Origin of the sequence: Ruegeria sp. A3M17 (assembly GCF_003318255.1) — a bacterium.
Lineage (GTDB): Bacteria > Pseudomonadota > Alphaproteobacteria > Rhodobacterales > Rhodobacteraceae > Ruegeria.
Map to the genome: position 1 here is coordinate 1 of NZ_QOCF01000012.1, position 12521 is coordinate 12521.

15 protein-coding genes and 1 pseudogene are annotated in these 12521 nt (G+C 54.1%); 7 read left to right on the plus strand and 9 right to left on the minus strand.

What is annotated here, in order from left to right:
- The first annotated feature begins 124 nt into the window (after nucleotides 1-124).
- From DS906_RS06370 to hflC, 7 genes and pseudogenes are all read left to right on the plus strand, one after another.
- Nucleotides 125-878: pseudogene (locus DS906_RS06370) on the plus strand (IS5 family transposase).
- Between the two features lie 479 nt (nucleotides 879-1357).
- Nucleotides 1358-1624, plus strand: coding sequence for a hypothetical protein (locus tag DS906_RS06375; protein ID WP_113789386.1), 267 nt, complete (start codon nucleotides 1358-1360; stop codon nucleotides 1622-1624).
- A gap of 38 nt (nucleotides 1625-1662) precedes the next feature.
- Complete coding sequence (locus DS906_RS06380) at nucleotides 1663-2001, plus strand: hypothetical protein (RefSeq protein ID WP_113789387.1); 339 nt, start codon at nucleotides 1663-1665, stop codon at nucleotides 1999-2001.
- 8 nt (nucleotides 2002-2009) lie between these two features.
- Complete coding sequence (locus tag DS906_RS06385) at nucleotides 2010-2468, plus strand: hypothetical protein (protein WP_233494706.1); 459 nt, start codon at nucleotides 2010-2012, stop codon at nucleotides 2466-2468.
- The gene (locus DS906_RS06390) at nucleotides 2428-2976 is read left to right on the plus strand and encodes a hypothetical protein (RefSeq protein ID WP_233494707.1); all 549 of its coding nucleotides are present in this window, start codon (nucleotides 2428-2430) and stop codon (nucleotides 2974-2976) included. The genes DS906_RS06385 and DS906_RS06390 overlap by 41 nt, the downstream gene beginning before the upstream one ends.
- A 75-nt stretch (nucleotides 2977-3051) precedes the next feature.
- Complete coding sequence (hflK, locus tag DS906_RS06395; protein ID WP_113789390.1) at nucleotides 3052-4119, plus strand: FtsH protease activity modulator HflK; 1068 nt, start codon at nucleotides 3052-3054, stop codon at nucleotides 4117-4119.
- Nucleotides 4116-5135 carry a protease modulator HflC gene (hflC, locus tag DS906_RS06400; RefSeq protein ID WP_113789391.1) on the plus strand — a complete coding sequence of 340 codons (1020 nt, stop codon included), beginning with the start codon at nucleotides 4116-4118 and terminating at the stop codon, nucleotides 5133-5135. The genes hflK and hflC overlap by 4 nt, the downstream gene beginning before the upstream one ends.
- A gap of 370 nt (nucleotides 5136-5505) precedes the next feature.
- Here hflC and DS906_RS22620 read toward each other — a convergent pair whose 3' ends face one another.
- The 9 genes from DS906_RS22620 to DS906_RS06450 form a co-directional block, all read right to left on the minus strand.
- On the minus strand, nucleotides 5506-5634 hold the full coding sequence (locus DS906_RS22620; RefSeq protein WP_255415372.1) for a hypothetical protein: 129 nt from the start codon (nucleotides 5632-5634) through the stop codon (nucleotides 5506-5508).
- Nucleotides 5635-5938: 304 nt separating this feature from the next.
- Nucleotides 5939-6220: a hypothetical protein gene (locus DS906_RS06410; protein WP_113789393.1), complete on the minus strand. Its 282-nt coding sequence runs from the start codon at nucleotides 6218-6220 to the stop codon at nucleotides 5939-5941.
- A gap of 112 nt (nucleotides 6221-6332) precedes the next feature.
- Nucleotides 6333-6545: a hypothetical protein gene (locus DS906_RS06415; RefSeq protein ID WP_113789394.1), complete on the minus strand. Its 213-nt coding sequence runs from the start codon at nucleotides 6543-6545 to the stop codon at nucleotides 6333-6335.
- Between the two features lie 49 nt (nucleotides 6546-6594).
- Entirely contained in the window at nucleotides 6595-7716 is a 1122-nt protein-coding gene (locus tag DS906_RS06420) for an alanine/ornithine racemase family PLP-dependent enzyme (RefSeq protein ID WP_113789395.1), read from the minus strand.
- Complete coding sequence (locus DS906_RS06425; RefSeq protein WP_113789396.1) at nucleotides 7713-8912, minus strand: DUF1611 domain-containing protein; 1200 nt, start codon at nucleotides 8910-8912, stop codon at nucleotides 7713-7715. The genes DS906_RS06420 and DS906_RS06425 overlap by 4 nt, the downstream gene beginning before the upstream one ends.
- Before the next feature lie 83 nt (nucleotides 8913-8995).
- The gene (locus DS906_RS06430; protein ID WP_233494708.1) at nucleotides 8996-9613 is read right to left on the minus strand and encodes a hypothetical protein; all 618 of its coding nucleotides are present in this window, start codon (nucleotides 9611-9613) and stop codon (nucleotides 8996-8998) included.
- Nucleotides 9614-9824: 211 nt separating this feature from the next.
- Nucleotides 9825-10178, minus strand: a complete 354-nt coding sequence (locus tag DS906_RS06435; RefSeq protein ID WP_113789398.1) for a hypothetical protein — start codon at nucleotides 10176-10178, stop codon at nucleotides 9825-9827.
- A 651-nt stretch (nucleotides 10179-10829) separates the two neighbouring features.
- A complete protein-coding gene (locus tag DS906_RS06445; protein ID WP_369934209.1) occupies nucleotides 10830-11831 on the minus strand; it encodes a fatty acid desaturase in 1002 nt (333 codons plus the stop codon).
- A gap of 72 nt (nucleotides 11832-11903) precedes the next feature.
- Nucleotides 11904-12110, minus strand: a complete 207-nt coding sequence (locus tag DS906_RS06450) for a cold-shock protein (protein WP_113789400.1) — start codon at nucleotides 12108-12110, stop codon at nucleotides 11904-11906.
- Nucleotides 12111-12521 lie beyond the last annotated feature (411 nt).

The window sequence follows — 12521 nt, forward strand, 5'->3', positions numbered from 1 at the left end:
TGGGCTCGGTGCCGTCATCTGACGATTTTTGTCGGATGACTGGTTTGGGCTGGATAGCGGACCTTACGATGGTCGATTCCATTCGCCCAATAAACGTGATTCATGTGCGACAGGAGGATTGTCCATGTCGCATCTATTCTGGCTCGACCAAGAGCGTCTCAACCGCATCAAGCATATGTTTCCAAAGCCACGGGGGGTTGCTCGTGCTGACGACCGAAAGGTTCTCAGCGGCATCATACATGTCATTCGCAATGGCTTGCGTTGGCGGGACGCTCCCTCCGATTATGGGCCACACAAGACGCTTTACAACCGATGGGCTCGATGGTCCCACATGGGCGTCTTTGCGCGCATCCTGACCGAACTGGCCGCTCAAGGCGATGCAACAAGTACGCTAATGATTGATGCGACCCACCTGAAGACCCATCGTACAGCATCCAGCATGGGGCTTAAAAAGGGGGGCGTGGCCGCCTAATTGGTCGCACAAAGGGCGGGCTGAACTCCAAACTCCATGCCGTTACGGATGCGGTGGGTCGCCCAATTCAGCTGTTTCTGACAGCGGGGAACGTCAGCGACTACATCGGCGCACGGGCGCTCTTACCCTCACTACCTGCTGCGCAATGGATGTTAGCGGATCGCGGATATGATGCCGACTGGTTCCGAGAAGGCTTGAAAGAAGCATTGAACCATGCATCCCATCGCGCCGGAATCGCAAAAACGTCATCCAACATGACACCAAGATTTATCGAAGCCGCCACAAGATTGAGAACATGTTTGGGCGGCTGAAAGACTGGCGCAGGATCGCGACCCGCTACGACAGGTGCCCTATTATCTTCATGTCTGCCATCGCCCTCGCGGCAACGGTGTTGTTTTGGTTATGAGTCCAGAGCCTAGCCTTGCAAGGGCCGAAAGTGCCGTAACAGCATTGCCCTTCCGATCCTCACCAACGAAGGCTTGCAAAAACCGATCGAACTCAGGGCTATGCGGGTAAAGAATGCCACCTGCGGGCATCACCATTTCCTCCTTTTTAATGTTTTCGGATCTTGGGAGCGAACGTGCCGACTGACCGGGGTCTCCTCTGGCAAGATCAAAATGTTTCGTATTGTTTCGATCATACCCGCATCGCCTGGAGCACGCGCTGACGCAGATCAGCCGGTGTCCAAACTTCTGAAGTCAAGCATCAGGGCAGCTCCAAGGTTCGCCGGCACGGCCCGGGTCCCAGCGGCGCTAACATGGGTCAGCGCGCATCGCCCGGTTCTGGGATAATGTATGATGACCGCAAATGCAGGCTACCACTCTGCAATCAGGATACGGCAGCCCTTGCAGCGCGGAAGGCACGTATACATCGCGGAGACCGGGGATGGCGCTGCGTTCAATCAGATCCACCGTGACCTTCCCGCGACCGTTTACCCTATCCGGATATTCGGACGAGCTGCCTGCCGGTGAATACGAAGTATTGGTTGAGGAAGAACTTATCGAGACGCTGAGTTTCACGGAATACCGCAGAACAGCGATTTTCCTGACCATAAACGGCAAATGGCGTTCGCTGGGCCGAACAGAAATGCGACCAATTTCCTGGACCGACCTGGATACGGCACTTGGCCACGGCATTCAATATGACACCTGAAGATAGCGAGGCGGCGCTTTGCCGCTGGAGGAACTACAATGAACACTCCCGAATGGCTTAAACCTGGCCTCTACGGCGCCGTCATCGGTGCGGTACTTGTTAGTATAGCTGGATTTTCTTGGGGCGGCTGGGTAACCGGCCGAACCTCGAACGACAGGTCCGTGGCTATGGCCCGTGAACATGTTGCCACCGCATTGGTGCCTGTCTGTCTGGATATGGCCCGATCCGATCCGGAACGGGCTGCCAAGATGGCGGCTGGCTGGGTGACGATACCAGGCACAGAGACCCCGAACCGGGACATCGCGCAAGCCTGCCTTGCAGCCCTTGACGTAAACAAGTCACCGGAGCGTCCGGAAAACACGATCAATGAAGGATGAGCAGCGCCATGTCACCAACTCTGCCTGAAACAACCGATCTTGAACGGCGCGTTCTAGCCCATGAACGGGTTCTCCAGTCGCTCATTGCTTACATGTCGCACACGGAACCGCGTTTTGTTGAGCACCTGAAGAAGCGTTTTGTTGAGCCGATGGCCATGGTGCGGCACGAGCATGACCACCGGAACGCGGATGACTACGCGGAGGAGTTCATTCGCGCCGTGATGACCCTTGGAGAAACGCAATTGCCAAAGGCGGTGAGCTCCAGCGTACTCGTTAAGCCATTGCACCAACCGGAAAAGAGACAAACTTCGGCACACCCCTATTATCCCACTGCGCAAGCTGATCGTGTCCGTGTCAGAGAGAGGAATGGGATCTGGGAGGTCAAGGTGGATGGCGTATTCCACGGGGACTACCACGACAAGGGCAATGCTCTGGCAGCCGCAGCTTTGGCGCGCTTGTCGCTTTGATGAGAGGACTTCTCCTATGAACGAGCTAGTCAGAAAGTCAATTGCGGTTTTCGCCCGGCCTTTCAGTGTGCCTGACTTCGACGAGAGGCTTCCGGCAGGAGAGTATGACATTGAAACGGAACTGTGTTCACCGCCCGACCAGCTGCACCCGGAAGTCTGGAAAGCATCTGTAGCGGTGAGGCTGCATTCTCCGGCATCCCACCCCGGCCTGGCGAGAACCTTGACCGTTTCACTGGCCGACCTCGATGACGCCCTGGCAAAGGACAAGCTGACCGGAAAAGATCTGGCCGAAATTTTCCTCGAAGAAATGCTGGCAGACCCGATGGTTCGGCTGGTGATGGAGGCCGACGGTGTTTCCGAGATGCAGCTTCGGCATCTCTACGCGGGCGGGCGCGCATCTCAAGCGGACAAAGAGGCACGGGATGCGGATACAACAGGTACATCGCCACAAGAAAACTCACAAATACAGGCTGCGGAGAACGAAGGAATGCCGACACAGAGGGAATAAGACACGTGAATCCACCCCGCCGACCGCCAGGGTCTGCGCCGAGTGCCGGTTCGCACGAGCAAGGGAGAAAACGATATGCCCGACCAGAACGGCGGCCCGGAAGACCGTGGGCCATGGCAAAGCAAACAGAAGAGCAATCCTCCCGAGATTGACGATATTCTACGTCAAGGCCGCGACCGCCTGAGCGGATTGTTCCCCAATGGGCGGCCGCCGCTGAGGGGAGTTCTTGTTGCAGGAGCGATAGTCTTGGCGGCGGTTGTGGCCTGGTCTTCTTACTACACTGTCCCGAGCGACTCGGTCGCCGTTGTCCAGCGCTTTGGCAAATACACTGCTGAGGTTCCGCCTGGCCTGCATTTCAAATTCCCGCTTGGCATCGACGTTGCCACACTGGTGCCCGTGAAACGGCAGCTGAAGCAGGAATTCGGATTCACCACGCCGGGCAGGAGTGATCCCTTCCAAAGCCCGTCTGACGGCCGACGTGAAACCGAAATGGTCACGGGAGATCTGAACGCCGCGCTTGTGGAATGGGTGGTGCAGTACCGGATCTCGGACCCCCTGAAGTTCCTGTTCGAGGTACGCGAGCCAAGCGCGACTTTGCGCTACGTCTCTGAGTCCGTGATGCGCGAGGTCGTTGGAGACCGCACGGTTGACGAGGTCATTACCATCGGCCGGCAAGAGATTGAGAGCGAGGCACTTTTTAAGATGCAGGCTCTGTCCACGAAATACGCCATGGGCATCAGTATCGACCAGGTGCAGCTGAAGAACATCAACCCGCCGGGGCCTGTTCAGGCGTCATTCAATGAGGTCAACCAGGCACAGCAGGAAAAGGAACGCCTGATCAACGAGGCGCGCCGCGAGTACAACAAAGTCATTCCGCTGGCCGAGGGCGAGAAAGATCAGCGGATTCGAGAGGCTGACGGTTATCGCCTGAAACGCATCAACGAGGCGGAAGGCGACGCTGCGCGGTTCACCGCGCTTTTGGCCGAATACGTCAAGGCACCAGAGGTCACGAGGCGGCGGATATACATAGAAACCCTCCAGGATGTTCTGCCCACAATCCTGTCAAAAATCATTGTCGAAGGATCGACTGCGAGCATCCTGCCGCTTTTGAACCTCGACAGGCTTCAGGAGGATCCGTCATGAGTATCAGACTGGGTCTCATTGCAGGGATTGCGGCTGCAGTTGGCGTGATTGCCTCCGGTTCCCTCTACACAGTTGGCGAAGTCGAACAGGCCATTATCACCCAATTCGGCAAACCCGTGGGAGAACCAGTTATAACGGCCGGTTTAAAGCTGAAGCTGCCCATCGTTCAGGAAGTCAACCGGATCGACCGCCGGGTTCTTGAGTGGGATGGCAATCCGTCCGACATGCCCACCAAGGACAAGCTCTACATTTCCGTCGATCTGTTCGCCCGCTGGAAAATCACCGACCCGTTGCAATATTTCCTGCGGCTGCGCGATGAGCGCAGCGCGCAATCCCGTCTGGACGATATTCTCGGCAGCGAAACCCGCAATGCCGTCGCAAAACACGAGTTGATAGAGATTATCCGGACTACGAAAGGCCGGATCCCGCTGCGGGACACGCTTCTGACTGATGAGGAGCGCGCGCAGGACATAGGTTCTCTGGTTCCTATCCAGAAAGGCCGCGCACTTGTGGAACAAGAGATTTTCGCAGCCGCCTCAGAGAAGGTTCGTGTATTTGGGATCGAGCTTCTCGATATCCGTTTCAAGCGGATCAATTACAATGAGAGTGTGCGTCCGAAGATCTATGACCGCATGATCTCTGAGCGTCGCCAGATCGCTGAACGTTTTCTTTCCGAAGGCAATGGCGAAGCCGCGCGAATTCGCGGCAACCGGGTTCGCGATCTGAACAAGATACAATCCGAAGCGTATCGCGCCGTCGAGGAAATCCGCGGCGTGGCTGACGCCTCGGCGGCTGCGATCTACGCAAAAGCCTACAACATCGACGCCCAAGCAGCCGAATTCTATGCGTTTACCCGGACAATGCAGGCCTACAAGGACATGATTTCAGGCGGAACGACGCTGGTCCTGACAACCGATAGCGAACTTTTCAGGTTTCTGAGAGGAATGGAGGCCGGAGAGCCGTCTGGGAGTACGTCTCCTCCCTCTCCCGGCCTGACGGCTGCGGCCGAACGCTAATGAATCGGAGGACAAAGAGATGACGGAAGAACCGGTGGATTTGGACGAAAGGCGAAGCGCCGAAAGCCAAATTGCGACCGACACCCGTTGCTGCCAACGCGATGTTTGGGACCAGACGCCACCGACCCCATTCGCGTTTAATAGGCTCAAAGTTTTGGGTTTTCGGCACGTGCATCCGCCGCAAACGCAAAAGTCCAGTTTGTCCGTTGAAATCACCCCGCGTCTTATCGGTTCGCATAGGGCACAACGAATGGCAACTAGTTTACATGTTCACTATTTGTTTTTCATGACGCCCAAATATGCACGCTCGGGTCAGTTGGGCCCAAAAGGGACAAAAGAGACGCAAGACCATTGAAATGATGGAGCAATGTCAGCCCGCCAACCAAGACACCCCGTCGAATGTCTGGGACAACATGTTGTCCGTATTGCCGTTTGGGACTTGGTCAGCGGAAACCATCAGGGCCAGCAGCCGCGTGCGCTGCGCAAACAGGCCGGACACACGACTGCATCTGACAGGCGCTCGCATCAGCTCAAAAAATGTCTTGCTATGCAGGAGCCATCCACACACGACTTTCGCCGCAAGAACGAAACCTGGGAACGCTCGAACTCACGGTCTGCGGGACAAAGTTAGCTTTCGCGGGGTAGCGCCAATGACCGCTTTTCTGGTGTTCATGACCCAGTTTATTGGCAATATCCATGCTCAAAACGGTCCATTCTGCTGGCACCTAATAGGTAGTTTTCTGGCTGAGGTAATGCCACCTTCGAAGTGCAGATAGAGTGTTAAGCTGAGGCCAATTGAATAATCAAAACTCATCAAATTCCGGAACATTGCCAAGCCTTACGATGAAACTTGGTGACCCGACTTCGCCGCTGTTCGGATCCTCGCTGACCATGTAGGCATCAGCACCCGCGCATTCTTCAGATTGGGCTTCTCTTTCTGCTCTGTTTTGTGCCTCCGACGCTGTGGAATACTCAAATTGCTTGTCAATTTTCAAAGTTCCTTGCCCATCGCATCCAGGCTTCTTTTCCACATATGTCTGGCAGATGTAGTGAACTTTTTCCGAGCTCTCATCTGAATTCGTCATGGCAATCTCTTTGAAGGGGGTGGGGCGCTACTGATGCAGGAGAAATGCATAGTTCGCTAGGTGTTTTATTTCAATCATTTAAGTTGCACGAATAAGGGTGTCAGAGGCGCTGTCATCGCTTTTTGACGGGTTTCGGCGAGCAGGCGTCAGATGGTGTGTTCGCATCCCTTTCGAGCCGAGTTTTGCGAAGCCGAGCGTTCTTGATCTGTCTTTGCTCTGCTTCTTCGTTGACCATTTCCCTTACGACCCGCGTTGTTTTTTCCATCGGCGTTTCCGCCTTGGGAACGTGTGCATTGAATACAGTTGCTTTTTTCAGCTTTGCCAATGGCTATTCTCCTATCCGTTTCCAACGGCGCATTTATCAGGTGAGTATTTCAAATTGATGCCAGGTGATTGCCTGGTCCTTGAGAGACACGCGCGTGTCGTGAAGGACTGCCACGGAGCAGCTTTGTTTTAACGTCAGGAGCGGACATAGCTTTCATCAACGCACTATAGTTCATTTGGAACCTCATTTCCGATCCTACGTTTTGTGTCGAATGGGATGTGCCGATGACAAGATGATCGCTTGTTGCACCGATGAGTCTGTTTCTAGGAGGCATAGAAAGCCCCAAAACGTCCGTATCTTGCTGACCAATGGCGAGAACTAATTGTGTGCTCTGTCCACTTTTTGGGACAAGGTGAAGTCTTTTGAATACCGGGTCGCAGATGCTCTGAGGGTAAGATGAGGGTTTGGACCCTGTTTCAATGACCTCGGCGACAAGCGTAAAGGCATCCGTATACATCCCGCCTATCTGATCTCCGGAAACCGGATCAACGCCCAGAAGTATTGCTTCCCCCAGCCTTAAATCGTTGATGCGACCAGCTGGGTGTCCACTTAAGGCCCAAGGAAGGTTGGCCGAGTTACCACCAGATACCGTCTGAAGGAAGGGACCACACTGTCCCTCTATGTCATTTGCCAGGACAGACAAGGTGTCCATGTCTGCGGCATTCGGGGCAATTCCACTCAGACATGCGAAGTTCGCTCCGATGCCCTTCAGCGCGACACCTGGCATATCCACCACTTGTTGTGCAATTGAGCCTAGGTATTTTGGCATGATCCCTTCGCGCAGATCGCCCATCTCAACCATCAGAATAATGCCGTGAATGCAGTCCTTCCGGATTGCGGCGGCGGCCAGAGCGGTAATCACGAGGATCTCTGTGTTGTAGCTTGCCTCACAGTACTGGACGACCTGATCGACCTGGCTCAGCGTTGGTGTACGGATCAAGGTGATCGGGCATGCCATGCCCGCATTGCGTAACTTCCGCACGTTGCTAAGACGCGCTTCTGCAAGTCCCACAGCGCCACCGTCTAGCATGGCCCGAGCGATGGTTGGATGCCCACACACTGCCTTGGTCACACCGGTGACACTGATGCCGCGTGTCTTAAGTCGCCCGACCACAGTCTGCGCATTGTGGCGTATCTTGCTCAGATGCACCTCAATGCGGGGGGTGCTCATATCGCAGCCACAGGCGTGGATTGATGCAACCCAGGATAGGCGGCGACAACCATTGCGAGCAAATGCGATGCCGGCCGGCTAAGTACGTCCGTTACGGGCAGCCCGAGTATTTGTGACTGTGCGGCGATAGTGTCGGTAATCTCGGCCTCAGACATCCCCTCGTGATTGAGTGTGACGCCGATGACTTTTGTGTCAGCAAACGCTTCGATAAGGGCAATCTCACTTGCAGGCTTAGGCATTGGCATATTGGGAAAATCACATCGATGTGCGCGCTTTGGAGCGTGCTGAAGGATCACGGCGTCCGGCTGGCTACCCCGAAGGATAAAGGCGGATGTGCAGAAGGCCGGATGACTCAACGCCCCTTGGCCTTCGATCAATATGACATCGGGCTGTTCAGAATCCGACGCGTCAACTATCGCGCCTTCAAGCTCGCCGCAGCAGAACTGCGGCGGCACGGCATCCATTGCCACACCATATTTTGCTCCCTGCATCAAACCCGTCTGGCCCGTACCAACAAGAACAGTCTTGATGCCTCTTGCGTTCAATGCACGGGCCAATACAGTCGCTGTTGTCCGCTTTCCAATGGCGCAATCGGTCCCAAGAACCGCTATACGCAGAGCTTTCACACCAGCAATACTTCCATCGAACAGGCGCATATCCTTGCTGGGTTTAGGTTTTCGAATATCGCGGATGGTGACTTTGCGTTCGGCCGCAAAAGAAGCAATTTCTGGATCATCGCTCAGGTATTCATGCAACCCACTGACTATGTTCATACCAAGTGATATAGCGTCGAGAACAACGTCGCGATCCGTTGATGAGAGTCTCCCCGTAGATGGCGCCATCCCAAAAATGAGGGTGTTGGGAATCTCGGTTTCATGAACGACGGCAGCATCCAGGTTTTTGAAGATTGGAATGTGGTTTACTGTATCGTCAAGTACCAGCCCGCTGTCTTCACCGTCATGGTCGCTATCGATGACAGACAGGATCCTGTAGGCCTCTGAATGACGAACGAGGCCATTTGCAGTTTTGCCATCATTGTTGGCGAAGTTACCTTGGCAATAGACAATCGCAGTTGGCGGCAAGGCGATTTGAGTGGCAGAGGTTGATCTTGTGTATTCGTCGCTGTTCAATGGCGGCGCTTGTGCACCGCTGACTGGACGACGTATAGTGTTTGCCGCGCTAAAGTCGGTTTTCATGATGTTTCCCTTGTGTAGTCGACGCCGAAGGCAACGCTGTCGTCACCATCGGGTAATGAAATCGAGAATGTCGTGCCGCGCACTCAGTTATCGAGAATGCACAGACCCTTAGATAACTTGAAATTCTTGTTGCAGTCCCAACGGTTTCCGGACCTGTCAAGATGGGCATTCGCGGGGATGTCTATAGTTTCGCAGCTCGTACCTGAGATTGCGTATCCCCGCTCGCACTTCCATCCCGTGCCGTAGGTTGCGTCGTCAATGTAGGCATGTTCAGGGATCACAATGGCCGCGCACAACCCGTCCTGTTCAAAGAACCCACGTTCGCATGTCCAGGGTTGGCCGTATTCTGATGAATTCAGATAAGCATTGGCCGGGACTGCTATGGCGACGCAAAGGTCGCCTGATGCTTCAAACCCACGTTTGCATTCCCACGCGGGTCCATAGGTAGTGGTTGCCAGATAAGCGTTTGCCGGCACGACAATTTCTTGGCACGTGTCGTCGACTTTGAGAAAACCGCGCAAGCAATTCCAGCGCTCACCTGATGGATCAAGGAATCCGCCATCAGGAACAATCACCGCAACACAGGCCGTATCATCGTATTCGCGAAAACCATGAAGACATTCCCAACCAAGACCATAGGTGCTGTTGGTCTGATACCCATTTTCTGGCACTATGACAGCGGCGCAGACGTCGCCACTCAATCTATATCCGACGTTACATTTCCAACCGTCACCGTAACTCCTTACAGTGGCGTTTTCAGGCACAGATTGCGATGTGGATTGGGCATGTGAGGGCATTGAAAGCAGAAGCAGAGCGCAGATTGGGAACACAATTAGCGCAGCAATCATCTGAATGCCTGAGAACAGATGTGCTCCCCTAGTCGCCCGACGGAGCTGCGGCATTGCCTTTGAGTTATGACCCATCCAGCTCTAGCCCCGCGATACAAGCATCTGCAAGGTCGCGGCTTGGCGTATCTGACCCCGGCAGCGTAGCCCAACCCGTATCCATCATAGCCTTGCGGCGACTGAAGCCAGAGGCCTCTTGGAGGGTTAAGATGATTTCTTCTCGCTTGGGGTCAGCAGCTGACCTGTTCAGGCAAACCGGCACCATCGCGAGCGTCACTTCTTCGCTTGCACGGTCCTTAGCCAATTCTTGAGCGCTGCCACTGGTTGTCCAGCCTCCCCAAGTAAAGCCAAGGATTGAGACCGCAATCGCACCACACAAAGCACCGTAGATGCCCGGTTTCGTCCATTCTGGAAATGTCATTTTAGATCCTCTGGCGGAGAAAGCGCCGCCGCGCTGTTTTGTGTCTTTTTGCGCATTCTTATTCTCGCGCTAGGGCCATTCCCAAGCCGCGATGACCGATAGGCGCAGTTCGGACCTACCGGAAGCTCGTTTGATCAACAGTTTCATTGTGGTTCTTTGACAAACCATCGGTGCGTCTGATCACCACAACGGATCAACAAACGTCACAAGCGATGTGGTTGTGCGCGAAAACATCGGCAACCTTCCCAAACATCAGATCCAAGTAGAGGACGTGACAGCTGAATTTTCATGATGGAAGAACTTAGTTCACTCTAGCAGGCGATACGCCTAGGCCGCAGAAAACCAGAACTTTAGTGGACTTAACATAACCACTTGGCGGCGGTATTACAATGTTCGTGGGCCTAACGCTTTTTCCACGGCCCCGGATGTCGATGAAAGGAATGGTTTCAATCTGGCATTCGCCTTGTGTATCGGCATATTCGTGACCACTTATGTAGCCTCTTTAGCATGCCACTCTGAAACCGACATTCGCTGCATCACAAAGAACTGGTAATGAGGGCTCTGACCGATCTCCACCGTCTAGAGGCCGTTCGAGCCCTTGGTGAGGATACAATCGAAGCATACCTCGTGCGCGCCAGACTACATTGAAAGCTATGCAGGCTTTGCGTGCGATAACGCCTCAGAAAATGTCAGCAGGCGTTGACGGCTTTCGTCCCAAAGGTGCAGCCGCGCACAGTGCAGGCTTTCATAGAGCGTGATGCGCTGACAATCGGCGAGTTCACCGTGATCGCGCAGCACTTCATCAAGTCTGTAAAAAGGTATCCGGCTGGCCATGTGATGAACATGGTGCACACCTATATTCGCAGTGAACCAGCGTAGAGGACCAGGTAGGGCATAGTGAGAGCTGCCATAGAAAGCTGCATGCTGTAGTTTCCACTGCTCTTCGTGTTCCCAGGTTGTGTGCTCGAATTGATGCTGGATGTAGAAAAGCCAGACACCGATTGAAGCAGCTAAAATCATAGTGGGGAGAAACACAAACAACAGTGCATCCACACCACCGACCCAATAGACTCCACCCAAAACAGTAGCTATCACAACGTTTGTCGTCATTGCGCTTAGCCAATACTGCCAGCCAGCATGCATTAATCCGACGGGCAGCCGATATAGGATAAAAAACGTATAGATTGGGACGACGCCAAACATGAACAATGGGTGTCGAACCAAGCGATACAAGGCGCGTCCGATCCACTTGCGGTTCACATATTCGTCGACAGTCAAGGTCGGTAAGTCTCCGATACCGCGCCGATCCAGATTACCGGTTGAAGAATGGTGAATTGCATGGGTTTGGCGCCAGGCATCATATGGTGTGAGCGCCAGAACACCCAGAAACCGGCCTGTCCAATTGCAAAGTACACGGCTTTTGAAAAACGCCCCATGACCGCAATCGTGCATGATTATGAACAAGCGGACCAGGAAGGCGGCATTCAATATTGCCAGCGAAATGGAGACCCAGACACTAATGGACAATGCATGCCACGCAGAGACCCATAACACAACAAAAGGTACAACAGTGATTGTCAATTCGAAGACACTGCGTCCGGTGTTCGGTGCGCGGTATTGCGCGAGAACTCTGGTCCAATCCTGAGGTTGCAACCTGGTGGCCCTCCGATCTCTCATCGGACCTAAATGTCCGAACGGGCACCCACAAGGGTGCCCGTAAGACGTTCAGGCCAGCGCCAGGTTAGCGGCATTGCCGCGCCCGTCACGACCAGTTTCCAAATCAAAAGTGACCTTCTGGCCATCTTGAAGTTCACTGATGCCGGACCGTTCAAGCGCCGAAACATGTACGAATACGTCGTTCTTGCCATTTTCTGGTTCAATAAAGCCGAAGCCTTTGGTTGAGTTGAACCATTTCACGGTGCCATTTGCCATGGTGTAAGTCTCCTAATAACAGCCGCCCGCACTATTGCGACAGCTCGGCGTGGTCGGTCTGAATCGAAAGACTGAACGCCGATTTTGGGAGACAGCAGGTCGAAAAAGAAAAACGTTAGCCCAGTATAGATGGGCTGCTGAGGAGCATCAAACAAGCCTTGATCCCCCGAAGAGTTGCACGATCTTGAAAAGATTATGCTAACCGATGGGCTGGTAAGGAAAATCAGGGTGAAGAGGTCTTATACACCAATAACATCGCCTGAAATATGTTCAAACTTGGGCGGCTGCACTGTTGTCAGAAATTAACGACGCCGAGCTAACCCAGGACTAACCGACACACCATTTCGCCACGCGCTCAGTCCTTTGCAGCGCCGACAAATCCGCTCCCCAAACCCTTCGCTCCAGAATGGA